The sequence below is a fragment of the Cohnella phaseoli genome (assembly GCF_003386235.1).
Taxonomy (GTDB): Bacteria; Bacillota; Bacilli; order Paenibacillales; family Paenibacillaceae; genus Cohnella; species Cohnella phaseoli.
This window is the reverse complement of record NZ_QRDZ01000003.1, coordinates 147,476-172,874: the sequence shown is the minus strand read 5'-3', so window position 1 is coordinate 172,874 and position 25,399 is coordinate 147,476. Positions and strand designations below refer to the sequence as shown.

General features: G+C 56.8%; 24 protein-coding genes and 1 riboswitch. Of the genes, 1 reads left to right on the top strand and 23 read right to left on the bottom strand.

Features of this window, described 5'->3' with window-relative positions:
* Positions 1-141 precede the first annotated feature (141 nt).
* From DFP98_RS04980 to DFP98_RS04915, 14 genes are all read right to left on the bottom strand, one after another.
* Entirely contained in the window at positions 142-924 is a 783-nt protein-coding gene (locus tag DFP98_RS04980) for an ABC transporter ATP-binding protein (RefSeq protein WP_116059456.1), read from the bottom strand.
* Positions 921-1,712, bottom strand: coding sequence for an ABC transporter permease (locus DFP98_RS04975; RefSeq protein ID WP_116059455.1), 792 nt, complete (start codon positions 1,710-1,712; stop codon positions 921-923). The genes DFP98_RS04980 and DFP98_RS04975 overlap by 4 nt, the downstream gene beginning before the upstream one ends.
* The gene (locus DFP98_RS04970; RefSeq protein ID WP_116059454.1) at positions 1,702-2,004 is read right to left on the bottom strand and encodes a thiamine-binding protein; all 303 of its coding nucleotides are present in this window, start codon (positions 2,002-2,004) and stop codon (positions 1,702-1,704) included. The genes DFP98_RS04975 and DFP98_RS04970 overlap by 11 nt, the downstream gene beginning before the upstream one ends.
* A gap of 125 nt (positions 2,005-2,129) precedes the next feature.
* A complete protein-coding gene (locus DFP98_RS04965; protein WP_181917495.1) occupies positions 2,130-3,164 on the bottom strand; it encodes an ABC transporter substrate-binding protein in 1,035 nt (344 codons plus the stop codon).
* Between the two features lie 119 nt (positions 3,165-3,283).
* Positions 3,284-3,398: riboswitch (TPP riboswitch) on the bottom strand.
* 57 nt (positions 3,399-3,455) lie between these two features.
* Positions 3,456-4,940 (bottom strand): glycosyltransferase, encoded by a 1,485-nt coding sequence (locus DFP98_RS04960; RefSeq protein ID WP_116059453.1) that lies wholly within the window; start codon positions 4,938-4,940, stop codon positions 3,456-3,458.
* Between the two features lie 12 nt (positions 4,941-4,952).
* Positions 4,953-5,714, bottom strand: coding sequence for a class I SAM-dependent methyltransferase (locus DFP98_RS04955; RefSeq protein WP_116059452.1), 762 nt, complete (start codon positions 5,712-5,714; stop codon positions 4,953-4,955).
* Between the two features lie 20 nt (positions 5,715-5,734).
* Entirely contained in the window at positions 5,735-8,011 is a 2,277-nt protein-coding gene (locus DFP98_RS04950; protein ID WP_116059451.1) for a methyltransferase domain-containing protein, read from the bottom strand.
* Positions 8,008-9,102 (bottom strand): glycosyltransferase, encoded by a 1,095-nt coding sequence (locus DFP98_RS04945; RefSeq protein ID WP_116059450.1) that lies wholly within the window; start codon positions 9,100-9,102, stop codon positions 8,008-8,010. Before DFP98_RS04945 ends, DFP98_RS04950 begins: the two co-directional genes overlap by 4 nt.
* A gap of 159 nt (positions 9,103-9,261) precedes the next feature.
* Positions 9,262-9,702, bottom strand: coding sequence for a hypothetical protein (locus DFP98_RS04940; RefSeq protein ID WP_116059449.1), 441 nt, complete (start codon positions 9,700-9,702; stop codon positions 9,262-9,264).
* 180 nt (positions 9,703-9,882) lie between these two features.
* Positions 9,883-10,176, bottom strand: coding sequence for a stage VI sporulation protein F (locus DFP98_RS04935; protein WP_256442722.1), 294 nt, complete (start codon positions 10,174-10,176; stop codon positions 9,883-9,885).
* A gap of 70 nt (positions 10,177-10,246) precedes the next feature.
* Positions 10,247-12,298, bottom strand: a complete 2,052-nt coding sequence (gene recG / locus DFP98_RS04930; protein WP_116059448.1) for an ATP-dependent DNA helicase RecG — start codon at positions 12,296-12,298, stop codon at positions 10,247-10,249.
* 31 nt (positions 12,299-12,329) lie between these two features.
* On the bottom strand, positions 12,330-13,187 hold the full coding sequence (locus DFP98_RS04925; RefSeq protein WP_116059447.1) for a DegV family protein: 858 nt from the start codon (positions 13,185-13,187) through the stop codon (positions 12,330-12,332).
* A 29-nt stretch (positions 13,188-13,216) separates the two neighbouring features.
* The gene (locus tag DFP98_RS04920; protein ID WP_116059446.1) at positions 13,217-15,013 is read right to left on the bottom strand and encodes a DAK2 domain-containing protein; all 1,797 of its coding nucleotides are present in this window, start codon (positions 15,011-15,013) and stop codon (positions 13,217-13,219) included.
* A gap of 93 nt (positions 15,014-15,106) precedes the next feature.
* Entirely contained in the window at positions 15,107-15,466 is a 360-nt protein-coding gene (locus DFP98_RS04915; protein WP_116059445.1) for an Asp23/Gls24 family envelope stress response protein, read from the bottom strand.
* Positions 15,467-15,666: 200 nt separating this feature from the next.
* Here DFP98_RS04915 and rpmB point away from each other — a divergent pair, with 200 nt between their 5' ends.
* Positions 15,667-15,855 carry a 50S ribosomal protein L28 gene (gene rpmB, locus DFP98_RS04910; protein WP_116059444.1) on the top strand — a complete coding sequence of 63 codons (189 nt, stop codon included), beginning with the start codon at positions 15,667-15,669 and terminating at the stop codon, positions 15,853-15,855.
* Positions 15,856-15,939: 84 nt separating this feature from the next.
* Here the strand turns inward: rpmB and spoVM are convergent, their stop codons facing one another.
* From spoVM to def, 9 genes are all read right to left on the bottom strand, one after another.
* A complete protein-coding gene (gene spoVM, locus DFP98_RS04905; RefSeq protein WP_041064529.1) occupies positions 15,940-16,020 on the bottom strand; it encodes a stage V sporulation protein SpoVM in 81 nt (26 codons plus the stop codon).
* A gap of 110 nt (positions 16,021-16,130) precedes the next feature.
* On the bottom strand, positions 16,131-16,775 hold the full coding sequence (gene rpe / locus DFP98_RS04900; RefSeq protein ID WP_116059443.1) for a ribulose-phosphate 3-epimerase: 645 nt from the start codon (positions 16,773-16,775) through the stop codon (positions 16,131-16,133).
* A gap of 1 nt (position 16,776) precedes the next feature.
* Complete coding sequence (gene rsgA, locus DFP98_RS04895) at positions 16,777-17,682, bottom strand: ribosome small subunit-dependent GTPase A (RefSeq protein WP_116059442.1); 906 nt, start codon at positions 17,680-17,682, stop codon at positions 16,777-16,779.
* Between the two features lie 49 nt (positions 17,683-17,731).
* Positions 17,732-19,819, bottom strand: a complete 2,088-nt coding sequence (pknB, locus tag DFP98_RS04890) for a Stk1 family PASTA domain-containing Ser/Thr kinase (protein ID WP_116059441.1) — start codon at positions 19,817-19,819, stop codon at positions 17,732-17,734.
* Positions 19,816-20,583: a Stp1/IreP family PP2C-type Ser/Thr phosphatase gene (locus DFP98_RS04885; RefSeq protein ID WP_116059440.1), complete on the bottom strand. Its 768-nt coding sequence runs from the start codon at positions 20,581-20,583 to the stop codon at positions 19,816-19,818. Before DFP98_RS04885 ends, pknB begins: the two co-directional genes overlap by 4 nt.
* A gap of 7 nt (positions 20,584-20,590) precedes the next feature.
* Positions 20,591-21,691 (bottom strand): dual-specificity RNA methyltransferase RlmN, encoded by a 1,101-nt coding sequence (rlmN, locus tag DFP98_RS04880; RefSeq protein ID WP_484014557.1) that lies wholly within the window; start codon positions 21,689-21,691, stop codon positions 20,591-20,593.
* Positions 21,692-21,717: 26 nt separating this feature from the next.
* Positions 21,718-23,118, bottom strand: a complete 1,401-nt coding sequence (rsmB, locus tag DFP98_RS04875; protein ID WP_181917494.1) for a 16S rRNA (cytosine(967)-C(5))-methyltransferase RsmB — start codon at positions 23,116-23,118, stop codon at positions 21,718-21,720.
* A gap of 482 nt (positions 23,119-23,600) precedes the next feature.
* Entirely contained in the window at positions 23,601-24,554 is a 954-nt protein-coding gene (fmt, locus tag DFP98_RS04870) for a methionyl-tRNA formyltransferase (protein WP_116059437.1), read from the bottom strand.
* 1 nt (position 24,555) lies between these two features.
* Positions 24,556-25,047, bottom strand: coding sequence for a peptide deformylase (gene def, locus DFP98_RS04865; RefSeq protein WP_116059436.1), 492 nt, complete (start codon positions 25,045-25,047; stop codon positions 24,556-24,558).
* Positions 25,048-25,399: the final 352 nt, after the last annotated feature.

Below are 25,399 nucleotides of genomic sequence, written 5' to 3'. Positions count from 1 at the left end.
TCTCATTTTAATCCCTATTATACAAATGCCGCCTCCTTTTGTCGATGAGTTAGAAGATTTGCTTCGCCTCGTCCAATTACAAACAACCCGCATACCTTGACGGCATACGGGTTGTTTGTAATTATGCATCGTCATGCAGACTCAGACCGTTCCCGAGTGGCCTTCCTCCAGCAGCCGAAGCACTTCCCGCTTCAGCTCGACAAACTCGGGCGAGGTCCATACGTCCGCGCGGCGCGGCCGGTCGAAAGGCACGACAAGCTCGCGCAAGACGGTCGCCGGAGCCGGCGACAAAACATAAATGCGGTCCGACAGCACCAACGCCTCCTCGATACTGTGCGTGACGAACAGCACGGAGCGCCGATCCGCCTCCCATAACTCCAGCAACCAGCGCTGCATATCAGCTCTCGTCAAAGCGTCCAGCGCAGCGAACGGCTCGTCCAGACACATGACGTCGCGCTGCATCAGCAGCGCGCGCAGGAAGCTGACCCGTTGCTGCATCCCACCGGACAGCACATGCGGATACTCCTTCGCCACATGCCCAAGCTGAATCCGTTCCAGCCACTGAGCCGCCTGCGCCTTCGCCTCCCGCTTCAGCGTTCCGGTGGAAACAAGTGCGAAACGGATGTTATCCTCCACCTTCAGCCAAGGAAACAACGCCGCCTGCTGCGGCATGTAGCTGATCAGCCCCTTCTGTCCGGTACGATCCTCGCCGTCGAACAGAACGCGCCCCTGATCGGGCTTCTCCACGCCGCCGATCATTCGAAACAGCGTCGACTTTCCGCTCCCCGAAGGCCCGATTAACGATACGAACTCGCCCGCGCCCACCGTCAGAGAGATGTCGTTCAGAACGAGATGCCGCTCCTTGCCCCTCATGTAGGACTTGCTGATCCCCTTTAACTCCAGCATGCTGCCGTGGGCGCTCATGGCGACGCCTCCTTCCACTCCGGCTCCGGACGCGGCTTCCAGCGAATAACGAGGCGTTCCGCCAACACGACCAAGTAGAAAAATAGCAGGCTCATAACGACAATGCAGACGATCGAGCTGAACACGGCCGCTTGCTGAAAGCCGCTAAACTTCAGCTTCAGATAGAAGCCGATGCCCGTATTCGCTCCGGCTCCCAGCCATTCGGCTACGATTGCCGAGGATACGACGTACGTTGCCGCAATGCGCAAGCCTGAAAAAAGATAAGTCAATGACGCCGGGAACTCCAGCCGCTTTAACCGCTCCCAACGCGACGCCCCGATCATGCCCAAATACTCTCGCAAGTGCGGTTCGGCCTGCCCGAGCCCAACCAAAATCGACAGAGCCACCGGAAAAAAACAGACGAGAATGAGCAAAATCAGCTTAGGCGTCGTTCCGAAGCCCAGCCAAATAATCAGTAAAGGACCGAGCGCGATCAACGGAACGTTCTGGGATAGCACGAGCAGAGGCGACAGCGCCGTCTTAAACGGCGGGACGATGTGCAGCAGCACGGCCACGGCAATGCCTACCGCCGTGCCAAGCACCAATCCGACGAGAGAAAGACCGAATGTCGCCTGGACGTGCACCCAAAGAGTCGCCGCGTCTTCGTACATATTAAGCGCGATGTCGGACGGGGCCGGGAGCGTGTATACCTTGATGTCCAGCGCCATGCACACCGCCTGCCAAACGGCCAGAAACACGACAATCGTTCCGACGGGCAGCGCAATCGCTCTAAATCGCTTATTGCCCATCCGGATATTTCTGCAGCAAGCGCGACATCGAAGCGTTCGCTTTGGCATCCACGACAAGCTTGATTTGCGACATAACAGAGGGACTGCCTCGCTCGATCATAGCTGCGCTCATCTGTTTGACGATATCGAGCAATTGGTCGAGCTCCCCTTCCATTGTCGTTTCCAGCGGCCCTACGCGGTAAGGAACGCCGGACGCCTTGATGATGGAGATCGCTTCGTCTACATAAGGAATTACTTCCTCGCCCGGGTTGATTTTCGGAATGATTTGAATGCTGAGCAATGCCTGTGCCATCGTTCGCTCTCTCCTTTTTCTCCATTTCATTAAGTTATTTCCACGAGCCCGCATTAATTCGACCTATCTATCCGTATTTCCGTTTGTATTTCTCAATCCTGTATTCTCGCTTCCCTGTCCGCCGACTATTTCGGTAGAAATTCCGTCGTAAACATCTCGTCGTAGTTCAGTTCCTTCTCCATCAGACCGTTCTCCAGCATCCATTCGCCGTAGCCGGCCCAGATGTCCCGCTTCTGCTCGCCCCAGCGCGGAGCGTCTTCCTTGTATTTCGGGCTGAGCCATTTCTGGCTCGCCTTCACCAGATCCGCGTTGATTTCGGGAACGGCCTTGATCAGCACGTCCGCCGCAGCGTCCGGATTGTCGATCGCATATTGATAGCCTTCGGAGGCTCCGGCGAGAAACGCGCTTACAAGCTCCGGATCTTCCTTAATTACCTTCTCGCTTGTCAGCAGCAGCGGCGTGTAGTAGTCGAGCTGCTTGCTGTAATCGGTCAGATAGACCATGTTGACCGGCTCGCCTCTAAGCTCCGCTTCAATACCCGTCCAGCCGTAGAAAATCCATTCGAAATCGATGCCTTTTTTCGTAGCCGTAAAAAAGTCCGCCGAGCCCGCATTCACGAAGTTCACCTTGTTCACGTCCGCCTGCTGCACCTTCATGATCGATTCGATGACCGCACTTTCTGCCGGCGAGCCCCAGCCGCCGTACGTTTTACCTTCGAAATCCTTCGGCTCCTTGATGTTTTTGTCCACGGGCGAAGCGAAGCCGGACGTATTGTGCTGAATGATCGGCGCGATCGAAACGAGCGGCAAGCCCTGCTCTCTGGCCAAGATCATGCTTTCCTGCGCTCCGACGCCGAACTCGGCCTGGCCGCCAGCGACAAGCGCGCTTGCTCCCGCCTCAGGCGGCAAAACCAGCTCAACCTGCAGGCCGTATTTCTCCCACAGCCCCATATCGCGAGCGACGTACAACCCGGTATGGTTCGTATTCGGCGTCCAGTCGAGCACAACCGTCGCCTTCTTCAGCTCCTTTGCCGGAGAAGACGATGCGGACGCACTGCCGGACGGCTCCGCTTCGTTCTTGCCTCCGCAGCCGGACAGCAGCACCGTTCCCGCCAGCAGCGTGAGTCCTAACCCTTTCCAAGCCATTCCTTGTTTCTTCATCTCTCTCTCCCACTCTCCTTATCTCTTGCGCGGAAGAGGGTCCCGAACGTATCAAAAAAGCGCCCCCCGATCCGGAGGGCGCCCAATAAGCAAACATGGACAATTTGACACAACGAACTCTCGTCGTGCTCCCGCCTTCCTACGCTGGTACTAACCAGATCAGGTCATAAGGGTCTGCATCTTCGAAGGGATGCACTCTCAGCCGGCCGTCGTCCAGCTCCCCTGGGGCGTATTCGATTGTCAAAAACCCGCAACGCACAATCCCTATTATAACAAAAGAAGCGCCGTTGTCTATCCCCGATCCCGCAAGCCGACGATTCTTCGCACCTCCGCCAGATAGGAATCATAGTAGCTCTCCTGCTCGTAATGCTCCGTAAACACCGCCTCAAAGCCGCCGTAGTCGAAATCCATACCGGCTTCAATCATCATTTCCAGGCGAGGCAGAACAAAGCGGTCGAGCACGATTTTCTTTTCTGCAGCGTACACTTCCTCCGACAATCCCCGGCCCACAAAATGACGCAATATTTCCAGGTAACCGCGAATGGCCGCATCTCCGTAATTGTAGCCGCGCGGAGCGTTAAACTCGTAGCTGAACATCGACAGCTTCAGCAGCGAGAACCGGGGATCCGTCCGCAACAGCTCCAGCAGCCAATAGATGTGGTTCAGGCTCGTGCCGATAAAGCGATCCGGCTCAGACAGACTTAGCACGGCTGTGCGTTCAACAACGATGGAAGTAATAAAACCGGAAGCGAGCGACAGCTCGCGCACGAGCGTGTCCATCCCCTCCATCGTCTCCACCGTCCCGTCGTTGCGCAGCACGTCGATGAACAGAAAGCGAGTTCGCTTGTGCAGCAGCGCATATAAAATCGGCTGTACCGCTCCCGGCACGAAATAGTCGTCATCCCCGTGCAGCTTGGCGTATTTGCCTTTGGCAAACTTCAATATTTCGAGATAGTTGCGCTCTCCGCCGATATTTTCCGGCTGCCGGATCGTCCTCAGCTGCGGATGCTTCATTACGTACCGGGCTAGCAGCGCAGCGGTTCCGTCGTCCGAAGCGTTGTCGGAGACGCATACCTCAATCAAGCCGTTCATGCTCGTCTGCGGAAGCACAGCCTCAAGGCATTGCTCCAGCTCCTTGGCGCGGTTATAGGTCGGGATGCAGATGGACAGCAGCGGATGCTCCCGCCTTCTGCGCAGAACGTCCGCGACCTCCCGTTCCGATTCGACCGCAATCCAGTCCTCGGCGACCGTATCGAATATCCGCTCGATCCGGGCCGGCACGCCCGACACGACCGAGTAATCCGGTACGTCCGCCCGCACGACGCTGCCCGCTCCGACGACGCAGCCTTTGCCGATCGTTACAGCCCCTTCCACGACGGCATACGGCCCCAAGTAGGTTCCTTCGCCGACGATCAGCTTTTTAGAAGAGCCTCCCGATTCGCGAATCCCCTGCTTATAGACGGGCAAACCCGTCTTTCGGAATTCCGCATCCGCATCCGACAGTACGACATAGGGCCCGCACCAGACCGAGCTCTCCAGCTCGACGTGATGCTCCGCTGTAACGTTAAGCCCGATATCCGCCTGCACGCCGTCCCCGATAATCAGCTTGGGCCGAATGCCGCTGACCGTCGAGGTGACGATCAGCCGGTACCCCGAGCTGATCATCGCCTCTCGTCCGATCGCAATTTCCTCGGCCCCGTAGATCATCCCCGAAGCGTCCAGCCTTGCCCCTTCGCCAAGCGAATACAAATTCGCAGGCCGATGTCCGTTATCCAAGATGATCCCTCCTTACAGCCGACAGTACGAAATCCACGGATCGAACGGAAATCTGCGCAGCTCTGTTGCGCGAATCGGCAGCATCTCCAGCAAAGCCGCAGTCTCTCCCGGGAAAGCTGCGCAATTCAATTCGTCGAAGCAGACAATCGCGCCCTTCGGCATCCGGGGAACAAACAGCTCCAACGCCTTGCGCGTCGGTTCGTACAGGTCAAAGTCCAAATACAGCAGCGCCACCAACAGATGAGGATGCGACTGCAAATACGCCTCCGCCGTCTCCATAAAGTCTCCCTGCACGATTTCCGCGTTCGGAATGTGCGCCAGATGCCTCTCCGCATCGTACTTGGCGATCGACCGGCGAATCTGCTCCGCCGTATCTCCCCTCATGTCTCCCGCAACAAAGGTGCGTTCTTCGTCCTCATCCTGCTCTGCCAGCGACGGGAAGCCTTCAAACGTGTCGAAGCCGATAATTTTACGCGTGTGGTTGGAAGGCTCGAAAATATTGGCGAATTGCGCCCAGGAGAAAAATCCCGCTCCGTTGAACACGCCGCACTCCACAATGCTGCCGTTTATGTGGAGCAGCTCGCGGTAAATTTCGTATCGTGCCAGGAAGCGGGCCACGCTCCGCTTCGTCGCAAAACGAGGAAACGCTTCGAGCTTGTTGATCAGCGTCGTCTGCGACGATCGGAAAGCGCGCTCCGCCAAGCGGTGCGCCGTCCGATCCTGCGGGGAATGATGGCGATCGATCGCCGCCATCGGGCGTTTGCGTTCTGGCATCCGGCCATTCCTCCCTTCGCTCATCTTTTGCGGCAAACCGCGATCATGTATGCCGGTCTTGCATTTTTCACTCGGCTTAAGGACGCCGGAGCGTAATACCGGATAATGTCCGGATTAAAGCCCGCCATCGCCGTGTCTCCTCCCACCGCTTCGGCAATGTCCGACCATTCTGGAGCGACGTGGCCGTGAGGGCCGACGAACGTTTGTCCGAACATGCCTTCGATGTCGTAGAGCACCGATAGCTCGCCGATAAACTCGGCTATGCTGTATTCGAAGCAGTGATACGGATTGCGCACCTGCTGACCGAACAGCCGGTCCGGATTCGTCACCTCGCGGTTCGGCGTCGAAATGATCAGCCGTCCGCCCGGTCGCAGCACTCTCGCGGCTTCTCTAAGCCATGCGGCGCCGTCCGGAATATGCTCGATCGTCTCGAACGAGACGACAACGTCGAAAGAAGCGTCGGTGAAGGCCAACTGCAGCACATTGCCCTGCTGGAAGCTTACGCCGTCCCCTCCGTAATCTCTGCCGGCCAGCATCACCGTCGCCGGATCGATGTCGACGCCGGTGACGCCGACCGCTCCGCCATCCTTCAGTATCCTCGCGCCGTAGCCGGCTCCGCACGCGGCATCCAGCACCTGCTTGCCGCCGCAATAAGCGCGGGCCAGCCGGTAGCGGTACACATGCTCCGCCAGCACGTCAGGATGAGATCCTGCAACCGCTGAACTCAAAACTAATCTCTCCCCCGTAAACGGGACGTCTTCTTGCGCCTTAGGCAAATAGCTCAAATCGTTCACCGTCGCTTCCTTCGAATGAGTCGCAGTCTCTGTCGCAGGCGTTTGCGCGGCAGGAGTTTGCGCGGCAGGCGCAAACACGCCGGACGGCTTAACGCCGACAACGTCCGGCTGTCCGACCTTTCCGTCCCGCTCGCCGGACGGGCCGCTTCCCGTTGACGTTGTCCGCGCAATTCCGCTGCCTTTAACTGCGCTGGCTACGTAGTAGACGGTCGCATAGTCGTCCCGTCCCGCATCGCCCGCCAGCAGGCATAACGCGTCAATGTCCCGCTTGGCCGCATCCTCCGCGGCAATCGATTCAAGCGCAATGTCCTCGAACCCGGCTTGACGCAGCCTTCGTTCGAACTCCGCCTTGGACAGCATCGCATCGTGAGGAAGGGGATTAAACGGCCTTAAATAAGCTTTGGCGTAATCGACAAACAGCCGATTCGGCGCGCTCGTCGCGACGATGCCGCCGGGCCGCAGCAAGCCGTGGATGTGCCGCAGGACGTCAAGCTTCGCTGGCTCCGACAAAATGTCGTTCAGCACGACCGCATCGAAGCCCTTCGTGCCTGAAGGTGCTTCGATCTCCTCGCTCCTTATCCACACCTTTTCGGCAACGAGCCCGGCGACCTTCGCTGCGGAGGCTTCGCTTTCGAAGCCGAACAGCCGCACGTTGCCATAGCGATTGCGCAGCTCGAGCAGCGTCGCTCCGCAGCCGCAGCCGATTTCTAGGACGCTCATTCCGGGCTTCAGCGCGCGCAGCGGCCGCAGCAGGTCGTCTCGCGCATTTACGGAAATATGCGGATGGAAGCCCCATTTGCGCATAAACGTTTGCTCATTGTCGAGCATGGCTTTGCGGTATGTTTCTTTGACATGCTTGAAGGACACGCTTCCTTCATGATGAATAAACGTGTCACGGCAGAGCAGCAGCCGAAAACCGGCCAATCTTGCGCTCATGCACCAGTCGTCGTCTTCGTAGTTGCCGATTCCGTAGCTCTCGTCCAACGGTCCGGCCGCTTCCCATGCCGAACGCTTAATCATGAGGCAGAAGCCGATCAGCTTCATCCTCTCTTCCCAACGCTCGGCGGAGGAAACGTTATACGTCTCAGCAAAGCGCTGCATCTCATCCAACGTTCGGTAGGACGTCTCGATCATCTGTCCGTAACCGGCGTAGTTCGTCATCGGGCCAACCGCCCCTACCCGCTCATCGCTCTCGATCGCCAGCGTAAGCTGCTCCAGCCAGCGGGGAGTAACGACCGTATCGTTGTTCAGCAGCAGCAAGTAGTCGCCCTTCGCGCTTGCTGCTCCAATATTGCACCCCGCCGGAAATCCGACATTTTTCGCTTGGCGCAGCAGCTTCACGTCCGGCTGCTCCGCCAGCCAGTCAGGCGTTCCGTCAGCGGACGCATTATCGACGACGATCAGCTCGTAAGCCGAAGCGGGCGTATGCTTGCGAATGCTCGCAATCGCGCGCTTCGTCATCGCCAACTGGTTGAAGGTCACCATAATAATGCTGGTCGTCATGGCGTCTCAGCTCCTCCGATGCCGAGCGCCTGCTCGATTTTGGCTTTGTTTTGCAGCAGGTTCGCATCGTTGGGCAGGTAGGACAGCGCCTTCTCGTTGTGTTCGTAGGCCAGCTCCAGCTCTCCGGTCATTCCGTAACAAATGCACAGCTGAAGATGGGGAAGCCATGTCCAACTGATAAGATGAAGCACGCCGAAATGATGATCCGGCGGACGGTCTTGGGTGAGCGCCAGCTTAAACCAATAGATCGCCTTGGCAAAATCATCTCTTTCCAGGAAACATTGGCCAATCGAGCAGCAGAAGTCCGCGCGCGGAAGCTCGTAAACCATCGACTGCAGCAGCGCCGTCAGCTTCAGATCGAACAAGCCCAATTGATGATAACAGGCGGACAGACGCGCGCATGCGGTCAGATTGTCCTCAAAGTAGTCGACAGGCTCGGCAAGAAATCGCTGATACTGCTCCGCTGCTTCGGCAAAACGGCCCGCATCGGAAAGCTCGTTGGCGTAATAAAAAACGTCCCGGCCCGTCACTTCTCCTTCCCGTTCTGCAATCTGCTCGAGAATGCGCAAGTTTCTCCCCGTATTCTCGTGCACCCTGCCATGCGAGACGGCAATGTCGGTCAAATAACAGTTGCCTTCGACAAACAAATATTCATGAATCGGATTATGCCAGCGAAACTGCCTGCTTCGCTTTACGATTCGGTTGCGGCGCGACATCGCCAACGGATTGCCGCAATCGTCGAACGCCAAGTGGTACTCCATAACGACGGAGTCGACCTCTTGATCAAGCTCCTCCTTCAGTTTCTTGAGCTTCTCCCGGTCCTTATCGCGAAAATAATCGTCCGCATCCAACCACATCACGTAGTCTTTAGTTGCGAAGGAGAAAGAATAGTTCCGTGCGTCGGCAAAATGGTCGGTCCATTCATAATCGAAAATACGATCCGTATACCGACCGGCGATCTCCTTCGTTTGATCCGTCGAGCCGGTATCCACGATAACGATCTCGTCGACGAGATCGTGTACGGAATCCAGACAACGTGCCAACACTTCCTCTTCGTTGCGCACGATCATGCACAAACTGATAGTAACCACCTTATCCCTCCTCATCCGACCTCTGTCCCATTTTATGTCGCGTTCGCCTTCTCCGCTTGGACAGGTGGTGGAGGTACAACCGCATCAAAAAAATAAAGGGACTATCCTCCGGCCATCCTGGATGGCCGGAGGATAGTTCCCTCTAAACGGATAACTCGATTAGCCCGGAGCGCCTTGGGAGGCAATGCCCCAGAATACTTCCGGCCCGACTCGTTCGCCGGTGAACAGCAAGCCGAGCAAGCTTCCGCCGAAAATAAACGAGGAATAGATCGTCTCGGCGGCAGCCGGAGCGAGCAAATCCTGGGCGGTGAAGGCGTACGTATCGGAGAATGCGGAAAGCCGCACATTTTGAACCAGCGTGTAAATGACGTTGGCCGGATTGTACACCGTCGTGCCGCGACAGATTTGAATAGCGAAGGTAGAGCCGAGAAGCAGAGAGCTGACGCCTACCATCCCCGTAAGCGTGATGACTTTGTTCGTGACGTTGTCCGTCTGCAAGCCGATGACGCCGAACAAGGCGGGAGTGGCTGTAATCGCTACGCCCGGCGCGCCGGATACCCCAGAGTTCATCGAACTGCGCAGATCTAAAAATCTACCCATTGTGTCAACCTCCTTCATTGTGAAGTTGGTATAGTGTATGTCCAAACCGAAAGGATGCTTGGACAGACCTCACGGGGCAGTTGTATATTTTGATACGACAAGAGGCAGCCCCTCCGGCCGCGTTGTCCCTGTAGATAGAGACAACTTGGCGGCTGGAGAGACGGCCCCTTCGTCTTTGCGTTATCTGAACATCGTATACAGTTTAAGCAAATGAAGCATGTTGTTGGGATCGATTTTCTGGGAGATGATGAAGTTGACGAGTTGATCCTCCTGCGTCTCGGTAAGCGGCTCATTCAAAATTTTAGCGAACGTCTTTACCCATCTGCGCACTTTGGGACGGTCCTGAAGATCGTATTTCGTCGCGCCTTCCAAATGCCCTTTGATCTTTTCCTTAATGGCGGGATTTTTCATCTTCAGCTTCACTCGCTCGACGAATTCCGTTTTAATGCCAAACTTCTGATAACCCGGGGTCAACGAGGGTCACGCTCCTTCCTGCGGCTGCTCGGTACATCTTATGCCGCAGGCGAACACACGATGACTCCCCCTAGTCCAGGGGCTCGTCCCGATGCTGCGATTCGCGCGCCAAATAGTCTCTAAGCGATCCGTATCCGGGCGAGGACCAGAACGCCTCGGAGGACGTGAGAGCGGCCGCGTCGTCCCTGGCCTGCTCCAGCACCTCGAAATCGTTAAGCAGGTTAGCCAGACGGAATTCGGGCATCCCGCTTTGCTTCGTTCCGAAAAATTCTCCCGGACCGCGAATTTCCAAATCCCGACGGGAAATTTCGAAGCCGTCGTCCGTCTCCGTCATCGCCCTCATTCTCTCCTGGCCGTTTTCCGACTTTGGATCGGCAATCAGAATGCAGTAGGACTGATGCTCTCCCCGGCCTACCCTGCCTCTAAGCTGGTGAAGCTGGGATAGCCCGAACCGGTCGGCGTCCATTACGATCATTAGCGTGGCGTTGGGCACGTCCACTCCGACCTCGATTACCGTTGTGGAGACGAGTACATGCGTCTTCCCCGCAGCGAACTCCGCCATCGTCTCTTCCTTCTCCGTCGCGGTCATCCGTCCGTGCAGCAATCCGATCGTCAGCTCGGGCAAAGCCTGGGAGAGCTGAATATGCAGATCGATCGCATTTTGAACGTCCAGCTTCTCCGACTCTTCGATTAGCGGGCATATAAAGAACGTCTGCCTGCCTGCGGATGTCTCTTTACGAATAAAGCCAAGCACCCTGTCCATCAGCTCATGCTTCACCGAATACGTCTTGATCGGCTTGCGGCCCTTTGGACGCTCTCGCAGGGTCGAAACGTCCATATCGCCGAACACCGTAATCGCCAGCGTCCGCGGAATCGGCGTCGCGGTCATCGTCAGCACGTCGGGGTTCATCCCTTTGCGCCGCAAAATGCTGCGCTGGTTAACGCCGAACCGATGCTGCTCGTCGGTGACGACGAGACCGAGGCTGCGGAAGAACACATCCTCTTGAATTAGCGCATGGGTGCCGACGACGATATCAAGCAGCCCCATTTGCAGCGAAGCAATCAAATCCCGCCGTTTGCGCTCGGTAACACTGCCGGTGAGCAAGCCGACCTGTATGCCGTAAGATTCGAACATTTTGCCTAGCGAGCGGGCATGCTGCTCGGCCAAGATTTCCGTCGGCACCATCAGCGCCCCCTGATGCCCGGCACGCACGGTTGCGTACAGCGCCACCGCCGCCACGACCGTTTTGCCCGAGCCTACATCTCCTTGCAGCAGCCGATTCATCACGTAAGGCTGTTTCATATCGTGCAATATCTCGTTGATGACCTGCTTCTGCGAGCCGGTCAGCTCGAAGGGCAGTGCCCCAACAAATGTGCGAATTTCGTCGTTGTCGACAGTGTGAACGAGTCCGTCCGATTTTCTCGCATGCATGGCGCGATAGGCTTGCAGCTTTAATTGGAACAGGAACAGCTCCTCGTATACCATCCGGCGCCTGGCTTCCTGTCCGTCCCTCGTATTCTCCGGTCTGTGAATGCCTGCGATTGCGTCCTTGCGAGCCATCAGCCCGTGCTTGTCCGTCAGCTCAGTGGGCAAAATCTCCGGAATGTAATCCCCAAACTGGATCAGAGCCTTCTCGATCAGTCCCCGCATCGCGGCTTGCGTCATATCGCCGCCGACGGAATAGACCGGCTGCAGAGTACCCGTCTTGGCGCCGCCGCGATCCGGAAACTCGGAATCCGCCACCGTTAATTGACGACGACGCTGGTCCCACTTACCGGTCAGTGTAATCTCCCGTTCGAGCGCAAGCTGTTCCTTCAGGAAGCCCCGATTGAACCAGACGGCAGTCACAAGCGTGGCGTCAACCATAACGCGGCAGATGAGACGCGACTTGCCTCCAAACCTTTGTAGGGAAGGCATAGAAGCGATTTTTCCCTGAATCGTAATTCGTTCGCCGTCCTTGACCTCGCGCAGATCGCGAATCCGATAATCCTCGTACCGGAACGGATAATATTCAATCAGATCTCCGACGCTGGAAATGCCCAAGGCGTGGAGCTCACCGGCTTTCCGGGGGCCCACGCCTTGAAGTTTCGTCAGAGGGATTTGGAATAAAGATATCGACATAAGACCAACCTCTTTATCGACTTGCCAGAATTCAGGAATCCAGCGGAAAAATGAATATCCCGATCGTGCCCGGTCCCGCATGCGCGCCGATGACCGGCCCGATCTCCGTCTCTGCGTATTCCTTCACATTAAGTTTGCTTTTGAGCAGCTCGGCCATTTCCTCCGCACCGTCTGTATACCCCGGAGTGGTGGCTACGACCAAGCTCAACGGCCTGGTTTTCAGATCGGATTCCAGCACTTCGGCAATTCGCGCCATCGCTCGCTTCTGTCCTCTCGCCTTATCGAACGGATAGACGACGCCTTCCTTGTCGATAGACAGAATCGGCTTAATGTTCAATAAGGAGCCGAGCACAGCCGACGCTTTCCCGATACGGCCGCCTTTCTGCAAATACTCAAGCGTATCCACGAGAAAATAGAGACGAAGCTCCGAGCGCATCCGCTCGACCTCGGCGAGAATGTCGGCTTTGCTCGCTCCTGCTTGCGCCAGCTCGGCGGCTCTGACGACAATATGACCGTAGCCGAACGAAGCGGATTTCGAATCGACGATCGTCACGGCGGAATCGCCGTCCAGCATCGACTTGGCGATCGTCGCTGACTGGTACGTGCCGCTCATCGCGCTGGAGAGCTGGATGGAAATGACCTCATGACCCGCATCGGTCAGCCTTTGGTACACCTCGTGAAAATCAGCCGGCGATGGCTGCGAGGAAGTCGCAAGCTTGCCAAAGCCCGCCAGCTTCTTATAAAATTCGGCTGGCTCAAGCTCAATGTTGTCCAGGTAGCTTTCTTCACCGAAGTTGACCTTCAGAGGCACCATCTCGATGCCAAGCCTCTCTCTTGTCGCACGCGGAATGTCCGCCGTGCTGTCCGTAACCAGAACAACCGATGCCATAGCTCGTCTCCTCCAACCCTACATGAATTTTACGGTTCGACCGCCAACAGATACGGGTACAGCGGCTGGCCGCCTTCATGAATCTCAACCTCTGCATTCGGATACGTCTCGCCGAGCCAGCGGCCAAGCTCCTCGGTCTGCTCGGCGTCGGCCCCCTCCCCGGTCAGCACGGTCAGAATCTCCTCGCCCGTCTCCAGCAAAGCGCCAAGCAGCCCCTTGACCGCCTCAAGCAAGCTTTCGTTCGATACGACGATCTTCTTGTCCTGAATCCCGATGTAATGGCCTTCTTTAACTTGCACGCCGTCCATCTCGGTATCTCTGACCGCCTTCGTGACCGATCCGGTAACGACGCGCTCGAACGCCTTCGTCATTCGATCGATGTTCGTCTGCTCCGGCTCGCTCTCCTGGAACGCCAGCATCGCCGCCATGCCTTGCGGCAGCGTGCGCGTCGGAAGCACGGTTACCGGACGCTCCGCCAGCTCGGCCGCCTGCCTGGCCGCCATCACAATGTTCGGATTGTTCGGCAGCACGATGATGTGGTGTGCAGACAACGAAGCGATGGCGCCGAGCAAATCTTCCGTGCTCGGGTTCATGCTTTGGCCGCCGGACAGCACGATGTCGACGCCGAGACTGCGGAACAGCTCTGCGTTGCCGTCGCCGACGCTGACTGCTACAACTCCGTAAGAAGCCAATTCGTAGACGTCCGGATTCGGCTCGCTCTCCGGAGAAGCAGTGACGGCAGGCAAATCCACGACGCCCGGAAGCGCGTAGTCGACCTTCGGCGTCTCCTGCGAGGAAGCGGCCGGCTCGTCATGCTTCTGGGCCAGCAGCTCGCGATGCTGCTCCTGCATGTTTAAAATGTGAATCTGCGTAATTGCGCCGTAGGTAAGCGCCAGATTCAGCACGTCGCCCGGACGCCGCGAATGAACGTGCACCTTCACGATATCGTCGTCCTCGATCAGAATAATCGAGTCGCCGTCCCGCTCAAGCGCCTGTCGGAACGTACGTTCCGGAAATGGAGCCGACGTCGTGAAGCGCTGAATAAAAAACTCCATATCGTAAGGGAACGCGATGCTTTCGGTCGTAATTTTCGCTTGCGCGGACGATCCCGGAGAGATCGGTCTGCGCTCCGGCGCGGTCGCAGCGGGGACGACCGGAGCAGAACGCATGCCGAGCGAACTCGCTGCCGTTGCTTCTCCGTCCTGTACGCTGCCGCTTAAGTAATCGACAAAGCCCTCGTAAATGTACACAAGTCCCTGTCCGCCGGAATCGACGACGCCGACCTGCTTCAGCACCGGCAGCATGTCCTGCGTACGCGCCAGCGTCTCAAGCGCTTTGGCGTGCACCTCGCGCATAAGCTCGGTCAAGTCCGCCGTTCTCCTTGCCACGGACAAGCCGTGCTTGGCCGCTTCCCGCGCAACCGTAAGAATCGTCCCTTCCACCGGCTTGACTACCGCCTTGTAAGCGGTATCAACTCCCTGTTGCAACGCGCTTGCGAACAGAGGCGCCGTAAGCTCGCGTTGGCCCGAAATTGCGCGCGCAAAACCGCGGAACAATTGCGACAGAATGACGCCCGAATTGCCCCGCGCTCCCATCAGAAGTCCTTTGGACAAAACTTCCGCAGCTTTGCCCGCTTCGTCTGACGGCTTATTTTTCAATTCGGCCACTCCGGCCGACATCGTTAAATTCATATTCGTACCCGTATCGCCATCCGGCACGGGAAATACGTTAAGGGCGTTGACGCGCTCCTCGTTGCGGGACAATCGCTCCGCACCGAGCAAGATCATGGCCGCCCATTCACTTCCGTTCAAGAAGCGCTTACTCAATGATGAATTCCCCTTCCCTAATGAGTGTTCAAAAAGTTCGATTTTCGCGACCGAAATACGCGATGAACTTTTTGAACGCCCTTTAAAAATAAGCTACTTCAGTACTCGCACTCCTTGAACGTTGACGTTCACCTGATCGACCCGCAGGCCAACGACTTCTTCCAGTACGTATTTCACTTTGGACTGGATGTTGTGGGCGACCTCGGAAATTTTCGTTCCATAGCTAACGATCACGTACAAATCCAGGTGAACCTGCTCGCCTTCGTGACGCACTTCCACGCCGCGCGACAGATTTTCCCGCCCGAGCAGCTCCGCGATCCCGTCCTTCAAACCTTTGCGGGACGCCATGCCGACCAGTCCATAACAATCCAATGCCGCCGAACCGGCGACCACGGCGATCACTTGATCCGCCACATCAATTTTTCCGTTCTCCGATGCGAGTTGCAGAGGCATGGAAATTCACTCCTTTACGGCTTATTATGGACTATACCTCATTGTACTATAAAAAAACGGGAGAATGAAGCCGTTCTGTTGCCATTTCTCGCGATTACGCCGCAAAAGCTTGAAATAAGCGCTTTTCTCGTTGCATCCGGATACGCGCTATGCTAATATAGTGAAGTATTTGTATGGACGTGGCAAGGAGGTGTATTTTAATGGCTCGTAAATGCTATATTACAGGGAAAAAGCCAGGTTCGGGCAACCACAAGTCTCACGCGAACAACACTTCCCGCCGTACGTGGGGGGTTAACGTGCAAAAAGTGCGTATTCTGGTGAACGGCAAGCCTAAGCGCGTATTCGTTAGCGCCAAAGCTCTGAAGTCCGGAGCGGTAACCCGCGTGTAAGTCAGACTGATTCAGCCATGAGGAAAAAAACCGTCAGATTCGTCTGACGGTTTTCTTTTTTTTATGCTTGCCTACTACAAGGCGTCAATTTTTGTGAAAAGTATTGAGAATCGCTTTGACGAAGCCACCTAAAAATTTCGGCAGCTTGATGGTGTAAAACTTCATCGTCCCATCCCTCCTCCGCAGGCTGAACCCTCGCAAGCTTCTGTTCTCGCCGAAGCGCGCTACTGATTCCAATGTATGCGGAGGAAGCTTTGTCCTATTCCAGACAAATGTCAGCGCAGAGAAGCGATCGCCGCCGCCCGGTCCGGATGTCCGAATATATACGTGCCCGCCACCAGAGAATTCGCTCCGGCTTCCTTGACAAGCTTCGCGGTGTCGGCATTGATGCCTCCGTCCACCTGAACGTAAATATCGCTTTTGCCATGGCGTTCAAGCATAGCGCGCAGATCGCGCAGCTTAGGCAGCATGGCAGGCAGGAAGCTTTGCCCCCCGAATCCGGGATTGATGGTCATAATAAGAATGAGATCGATCTCGTCAAGCATATATTCCAGCACCGATAATGGCGTGTGCGGATTTAAGGCGACCCCCGCCTTCATGCCCAGCTCCTTCGCCTCCGTCAAAGTGCGGTGCAGATGAACGCAGGCTTCGGGATGCACCGTTACTCGCTCCGCGCCGGCTTTGGCCAATGCGGGAAATAGCGATTGCGGGTTTTCCACCATCAAATGCACGTCGAAAAACATTTTCGTGACCGGTCGAATCATCTCCACAATCGGCGGTCCGAACGTCAAGTTCGGCACGAAATGTCCATCCATAATGTCAATATGTACCCAATCCGCTCCGGCAGCTTCAATGCTGCGAATTTCGTCGCCTAGCTTGGAGAAATCCGAAGCGAGAATGGACGGCGCGATAATCGTCATGTCAGTACCTCCGCTTGTTTTCTTTCCACTCCGTCATAAAAGCGACGTAATTGTCGTATCGGCTAACTGCGATCAAGCCCTGTTCCTTCGCCTCCAGCACCGCGCATTGCGGCTCGTGCGTATGCGTGCAGCCCCGGAATTTGCAGGAGGACGACCTTTCTGCAAACTCACGGAAGCAGGTTCCGATCTCGTCGATGCCGAGCTCGTTGAAATCCAATTGGCTGAAGCCGGGAGTATCGGCCATATAACCGCCTCCTGCAAGCAAAATCAGCTCCACATGCCGCGTCGTATGCTTGCCGCGCCCCAGCTTGTCGCTAATCTCGTTCGTCTCAAGCCGAAGCCCCGGAACTAGCGCGTTGACGAGCGACGACTTGCCGACGCCGGATTGACCCGCAAGCACGTTGATATGTCCGGCCAAGGCCGCTCTCAGTTCGTCAAGGCCTTCGCCCCGATGAGCGCTCGTCTTCAACACCTGATAACCGATCGAGGAGTACAGCGCTTCAGCCTCCGCCACATCGCGAAGAATCCGCTCGCCCTCCTCCCCGTCCGGAATCCGGTCCAGCTTCGTGAAGACGATCAGCGCGTCGAGGCCGACATGCTCGATATGCACGAGAAACTTGTCGAGCAGACCCAGGTTCAGCTCCGGTCTGACTACGGAAAAGACGAGCACGGCCAGATCGGCGTTGGCGACCGGCGGCCTTACAAGCTGCGAGGAGCGCGAATGAATCGCTTCGACCGTTCCTTCCCCGTTGTCCGTCTCGCTGTATGCGACGCGATCCCCAACGAGCGGAGACTCGCCCCGCTTCTTGAAGATGCCCCGACCGCGACACTGCACCGGTTCTCCGCCGTTCTCGTCCTGGACGTAATAATAGCCGCTTAATGCTTTAACGATAATGCCTTCAGGCACTCAGTCACAGCTCCTTTGCGAGTTCCGGAAGGAGAAGTCGAGCCTCGCCTTATGGCGAGACGCCGCCTTCCCCTTCCTCCGGATTGTCCGTGGCGTCTTCTCCGGTAGTCTCTACCGGCGATTCGCTCGGGTCCGAGCTTCCCGAACCGGGCTCCTCCGGCGTTACGGATGCCGGAATATCTCTATCGTCGTAATAGACCGGCTCGGATTTCAAAAATACGCCGTCGCGCATAATCGTGATCAGCCCTGTCTTATCCGGAGACAAAATCAGCTTAACCGGGAACGAAGTCGTCGAGCTGATCCGCTTCGACACATTCTCGATATTGTCTCCGGTTGCGTCGGAATACATAATCTTGATGTCGCTCGGCTGCCCTTCCACAGCAGGAGACACGGTTACAGAAAGCCGCTTCTCCAAAGCGTCCGCCGGATATCCGCTGCTCACCCAGATCTGAACTTTGGTTTTCGGAGTCACCATTTCGTCCTTATTGGCAGGGAACTGCTTAAATACTTCACCCTTCGGCGTGCTGTAGCTGGGTTCGCGGAAGACTTCCTGCAGCACCAAGTCCTGCCGTTCAATCATCGCTTTGGCCTCGGCTTCGGTTTTACCGATCAATTCAAGCATCGGGAACGATTCCTCGCCTTTGCTAATGACCAGCGTAATCTTCGTCATTGCCGAGGTCGGATCGAACTTGGCTTCGGCCGGAGGAATCTGGTCGAGTACAGTGCCAGGCTCGCTCTCGTTATACTTTTCGCTTGGAATAATATTGTTCGGATTAACGCCCATCGCCTGAAGCTGCGTAACCGCCGCATCGTACTGCAGTCCGGTAAGCGCCGGCATCGGCGGAAGCTCCTTCGCCTTGCCTACCGTGAGCTGGATCGGAGAGCCCTCCTTGGCTACGATATCCTTCTTCGACTGATCGATGACGAGCCCGTCATCCTTCTCGTCCTCGACTTCCTTATAAATCGTCGGATCCACGATCTGGAACCCGGCCTCTGTCAATTTCTCGATCGCCTTCTGCTCTTCGTCGCCTATGACGTTCGGAACCGGGACGTCTTCGTTGGTGACATCCTTGAGCAGAGAGACCGCCCAGATCAGCACGCCGATCAGCACAACAGCGATGACGCCCAGAACGGTCGGCAGCACCCATTTGCGCTTGCGCTCGCCCGTATCGTCATCGTTCCAGCGCTCCTCGGAGGGTTTGACCGCCGGAGCTTCGATCGTATTGCGCATGTCCGACCGGATCGCCGGGACGACCTTCGTCTTGTCCTGCTCGTCCTCGTCGTCGCTCTCGTACATCCGCGCCGGCTCATTCAGTCGCTGCGGCTGCAGACACGTCTCCAGATCCCGCTGCATTTCTTTGGCGGAATTGTAGCGTTCCTGAGGATTTTTGCGCATCGCCCGCAAAATAATGTTTTCCACGCTTTGCGGAATGTGCGGGTTTACCAGGCGCGGCTGCTCGAACGGTTCCTGCAAATGCTTCAGCGCGACGCTGATCGGACTTTCGCCCAAAAACGGAAGTCTTCCGGTCATCATCTGGTACAGCACGATGCCCAGCGAGTAAAGGTCCGACTTCTCCCCGGTCGCAACGCCTTTGGCATGCTCCGGGGAGAAATAGTGCACGGAGCCGATAACGGACCCCGTCTGCGTAATCGTCGAGGAAGTAACGGCTCTGGCGATGCCGAAGTCCGTCACCTTGACGCGCCCGTTGTTGCCGATCAGGATATTGTGAGGTTTAATATCGCGATGAATGATTTGATTATGATGGGCATGCTCCAAAGCGTCGCAAATTTGCATGGCGATTCTAACCGCCTCGTCCGCTTGCAGGGGAGCCCTCTCGCGAATAATTTCGTTCAGATTGGCTCCGTCGATGAACTCCATCACGATATAATGCGTATCGTCGACTTGTCCGACATCGTAAATGCTGACGATGTTCGGATGGGACAGCGATGCGGCAGCTTGCGCCTCGCGCCGGAATCTCTTCACGAAATCGTCGTCGTGGGTAAATTGCTGTCGCAGCACCTTGACCGCCACGAAGCGGTTGAGCAGCAGATCGCGGGCTTTATAGACGAGAGCCATCCCGCCGCCGCCGACTCGAGCCAGTAGCTCGTAACGGCCGCCTAGCGTATGTCCGATCATGCCGTATCTCCTCCCGCCGCATATGCCCGTCCGTCGTCCGCGACAAGCACAACCGTAATATTATCGTCTCCGCCTGCCGCCAAGGCCAACTCGATCAATTCATCGGCCCGCTGCTCCAAACCCGTTCCCGGACGCTCCAGCGCGGCCTGTACCTCTGAATCCTCCACCAGTCCGCTCAAGCCGTCGCTGCAGAGCAGCATAACATCTCCGTTCTGCCAGTCGATCAGCTGTACGTCCGCATCTACCTCCCGGTCTGTGCCAAGCGCTCTCGTCAGCACGTTGCGGCGCGGATGGTGAGCGGCCTCCTGCGGAGTCAGTTGACCGGATTTGGTCAACTCGTTGACCAGCGTATGGTCTTCCGTCAGCAATTCAAGCTGGCCGCCGCGCAGACGATAAGCGCGGCTGTCGCCGATATGTCCGAGCAAAGCGGCATCTTCCCGAATGAGCGCCATGACGACGGTCGTACCCATGTTGTGATATCGATCGTTGAGCGAAGCTGTGTCGAACACGACCTTGTTGGCCTGCTTTACAATCCCGCTAAGTTTAGTTGCGGCGTCGGCGGCCGACGCCGTATGTCCCCACGCCTGCAGCGACTGCACAAGGCTGTCCACGGCGAGCGAGCTGGCCACGTCGCCCGCGCGATGGCCGCCCATTCCGTCGGCGACGATCGCCGCGGTCCATCCGTCCGCAAGCGCGCCGCTCCAGGCCTGGTCTTCATTGACTTGCCGGACTTTGCCGACATGGCTTCGCAATACCGTTAACATTCCCGCATCACCCCGTCGTCGTTTCCATATGCTTCGCCCGCAGTTGACCGCACGCCGCCGCAATATCGTGGCCCTGCTCCCTGCGGATCGTTACGTTTACGTTGTTCTTCTGCAGCACTCGCTGAAACTCGAAAATATCGTCTCTCGGCGTTCTGACATAGTTTCGTTCCGGCACGTAGTTGACGGGAATCAGGTTGACGTGGCACAGCATATCCTTCAGCACTTCTCCGAGCTCCTCGGCATGCTCCGGCCGATCGTTCATGCCGCCGATCAGCGCGTATTCGAACGTAATTCTTCGGCCTGTTTTCTCAATATAATATTTGCAGGCATCGATAACATCCGCGAACGGATATCTGCGGTTAACCGGCATCAGCTTGGAACGCAGCGCATCGTTCGGAGCATGGATGGAAATCGCCAGATTGATCTGCGTATTCTCGTCCGCGAACCGAATCATGTTCGGCACGATGCCGCTCGTTGACACCGTAATATGTCTGGCTCCGATGTTAAGCCCTTTCGGATGAATCATCGTTCTCAGGAAGCTCATCGTCGCGTCGTAATTTTCGAACGGTTCGCCGATCCCCATAATAACGATGCTCGACACCCTCTCGTTCAGAGGATCGAGAATTTGCTGGGCCTTAACGACTTGAGCGATAATCTCTCCCGCAGTCAGGCTCCGCTTCAGGCCGCCCAGCGTCGAAGCGCAGAACGTGCAGCCGATTCGGCAGCCGACCTGCGTCGTTACGCAAACGCTGTTGCCATAGTTATGCCGCATAATTACCGTTTCAATCGCATGATTATCCTGCAGTCCGAACAGGAACTTGACCGTGCCGTCCTTGGACTCGAACTTGGCGATCTCCGTCAGCGTCACGAATCGAAAGCTCGCGTTCAGCTTATCTCTAAGCGGCTTCGGCAAATTCGTCATTTCGTCAAAAGAGTTTACTCTCTTTACGTACAACCAGTCGAAGACTTGCCCAGCCCGAAATGCGGGCTCCCCATGCTCCTTGATCCATTCCTGGATTTGCTCCAACGAGAAATCGTAAATAAACGGGTTGAGATGCTCTAGCTCTATATTTTTCTTCTGCTTGTTTTCTTTCTCCAACTTCGTCACCACCATTCGTTCATTTTATCATAAAATTATCCGTTTTGCTTCCGCAGCCGCGCGATGAAAAAGCCGTCGCTTCCGAACATGTCGGGAAGCAGCTGCAACATGCCGGAGAAAGGCTCGGTAAGGCGCCCCGCCTCGCGAACAGATTTAAGCGTTTCTTCAGGCCAGCCTTCGGGATCGAGAGAGAACGCCGGATGGCGCTCCAGAAACAGGCGGATCGCGTCTCCGTTCTCCTCCGAGGCGATCGTGCACGTGCTGTAGACGAGCGTTCCGCCCGGTTTGACCAGCGCTTGGGCCCGGTCGAGCAGGCGGACTTGCAATTCCGCCAGAGCGGCGATATCCGCAGCGGTCTTGTTCCATTTGATTTCCGGCTTTCGGCGAATAACTCCGAGTCCGGAGCAGGGAGCATCAAGCAGCACGACGTCGAACGATTCCGGCGTCAGCTTGTCGGCCAGCTCCAGCGCATCCCCGGTCATCGTCCGCACGCTGGCGAGGTCAAGACGTTCGGCCTGCTGCTTGATCAGCTCCTCCTTGTGAGGATGAACGTCGTTGGCGACGACGATTCCTTCGTCTTTCATCTTCTCCGCAAGATGCGTCGTCTTGCCTCCCGGCGCGGCGCAGCAGTCGAGCACCTTCATGCCCGGACGCGGATCGGCGACGGAAGCGACAAGCATCGAGCTCTCGTCCTGCACGGTAAAACAGCCTTGCTTGTACCACTCCGTATGCACCAGATTGCCGGAACGCACCGCAACAATTCCTTCCGAAGCCAGCCGCGAAGGTGCAGCCTCGATTCCAGCCTCCGCCATCTTCGCAAGAATCTCATCGCGCGTCGTCTTAAGCGGATTGATACGCGCCGAGACGTGCGGCGGCTCATTGTTCGCGGCGCACATCCGCTCGGTCGCCGCTTCGCCGAACTCGGCCAACCAGCGCTCCACCAACCAAAGCGGATGACTGTGCTCAAGCGAGATCCGCTCCGCGGTTTTCAAGCCCTGGGGCAGCGAACCTGCGAAGCCTTCCCGCTGTACGGCGCGCAGTACGCCGTTTACGAGCCCGCCGATGCCGCCGTGTCCGCGTTTCTTCGCGATCGTGACCGCTTCGTCGACTACCGCATGGGCAGGCACGCGAGTCAGCCATCGCAGCTGATAGTAGCTCATTCTTAACAACGCGCGCACCCACGGCTCTATTTTCTTAGGCCAGCCCTTCACCCGGCTCTGCAAAGCATAATCAATCGTATTGAGCCGTTGAATCGTCCCATATACCAGCTCGGTCGCCAGCCCCGCATCAGGGCGCGACAATCCCGCCGCCTGAAGCGCCTGATTCAGCTCAAGCCCGCTGTATGCGCCCCGCGTCTCCACATTGTGCAGCACGCTCATCGCCACCTCGCGAGCTCCCTGCGGCTTGCCTCCAGGCATTCGAATCGTCTTTGTCATTATTCGCATCCTCATCTTACCTGATTTCTTAATACACGCTTTAGTCGAAATAGTTGCGTTTACCGCTACACAAATGAGACCGTTACACCTACATTTTCCCCACGAACGTCGTCTCTTACGGTCTCGTAGACCGTTACACTTACATTTTCTCCACGCACGCTGCCTCTTACGGTCTCTCAGACCGTTACACCTACATTTTCTCCACGAACATCGCCTCTTACGGTCTCGTAGACCGTTACACCTACATTTTCCCCACGCACGCTGCCTCTTACGGTCTCGTAGACCGTTAAACCTACATTTTTCCCACGCACGCTGCCTCTAACGGTCTCTCAGACCGTTACACCTACATTTCCCCCACACATGCTGCCTCTTACGGTCTCGCAGGCCGTTACGCCTACATTTTTCCTACGAACGTCGTCACTTACGGTCTCGCAGACCGTTAACCGCCCACCAAATACCAAATCATCAAAAAAAGCCCGGGATTACCCGAGCGTCTTGCCGGGAGCCAGACGGGCTCCTTTAGCGAACTCCGCTGCTTTCAGCGCTTTTTTGCCGGCAGGCTGAACGTCCGTTAGTACGATGCTACCGTCTCCAGTCCGCACGCGAATACCGAACGCACCAGTCTCCAGTACGGCTCCCGGAGCATACTCAGTCCACTCGGAACGCAACTCGGCGTCCGACGGCGACGGAATGGCGCAGCCCCACACTTTAAACACTTCGCCGCCCAAAAAGGTAAAGCCTCCGGCCATCGGGTTCAGCCCTCGCACTCGATCGAAAATCCGACGCGAGCTCTGCGACCAATCGAGCTTTTCGTCCTCTCGCGACAAATTCGGCGCATAGGTCGACTCTTCGTCGATTTGCGGCGTACGCCCGGCTGTACCGTCCGCGATCCGCGGCAACCACTCGAGCAGCAGCTTGGAACCCGCCTCGCTCAGCTTCTCGAACATCGTGCCAGCCGTATCTTCGTCCGTAATCGGCACCTCGACTTTGGCAATCATATCTCCGGTGTCGAGCCCTTCCGCCATATACATCAGCGTCACGCCCGTCACCTTCTCGCCGTCGATGATCGAACGTTGGATCGGCGCTCCCCCCCGGTAACGCGGGAGCAGCGAGCCGTGCACATTGATGCATCCAAGACGCGGCAAAGCAAGCACCGACTTCGGCAAAATTTGTCCGTAAGCAGCCGTTACGATTACATCTGGCGCGATTTCCGATACTGCGGCTACTCCCTCGGGCGAGCGCAGCTTCTCCGGCTGCAGCACCGGCAGACCTCGCTCCGTCGCGAACACTTTGACCGGCGACGGGGTCAGCTCTCTTTTTCGGCCTTTAGGACGATCCGGCTGTGTGACAACCGCCGCGACCTCGTATCCGCGCTCAAGCAGCGCCTCAAGGGAAGGCACCGCGAATTGCGGCGTCCCCATAAACAAAATCTTCATCTTAATCTCCATCCTGCTCCTGATCTTCCGGTTTGCGAGCCTCGTACACGGATTCCGCAGAGTCGATGAACAGCACGCCGTTCAGGTGATCGACTTCATGCTGAAACGCCCTGGACAAAAACTCCGTGCTATCATATTCAATCGGCTTGCCGTAGCGGTCCAGTCCTCGGATCACGATCCGATTCGCCCGGCGAACGTCTCCCTGCAGCCCTGGAATGCTTAAGCAGCCTTCGGGACCGAGCTGTTCGCCTTCTGAGACGACGATCTCGGGGTTCACCATCTCGATGAGCTCGTGTTCGTCTCCGACGTCAACGACGATGATGCGCTTCGAAATGCCGATCTGCGGGGCCGCGAGCCCAACGCCGTCGGCGTCGTACATCGTATCCGCCATGTCGTCCAGCAGCTTGTGCAGATTGGCATTGAATTTCGTCACTTCCTGCGCTCTTTCCCGGAGCACGGGGTCGGGGTGTTTCACGATTAATCGAATGGACATAACGGCACCCTTCCTTTTCGTTACAAACGTTGTGTTTCCAATTCAAGTTCAACATGTTGGATGAAGCTAGGGACTGAGGAACGGAGCGTAGGCAAAACCTACGTGAGTACCGCAAGGCCCGGCTGAATGCAGGATTCGACGTCGAATCCGCATCTTCGCACCCGCTTCGTGATCAAAACCGGACTTTTTGAACTTCCCTTCCAATCAGGTTCAAAAAGTTCGGTTTTCAGCACCGAGAAGGTTGCATGAAGCTAGGGACTGAGGAACGGAGCGTAGGCAAAACCTACGTGAGTACCGCAAGGCCCGGCTGAATGCAGGATTCGACGTCGAATCCGCATCTTCGCACCCGCTT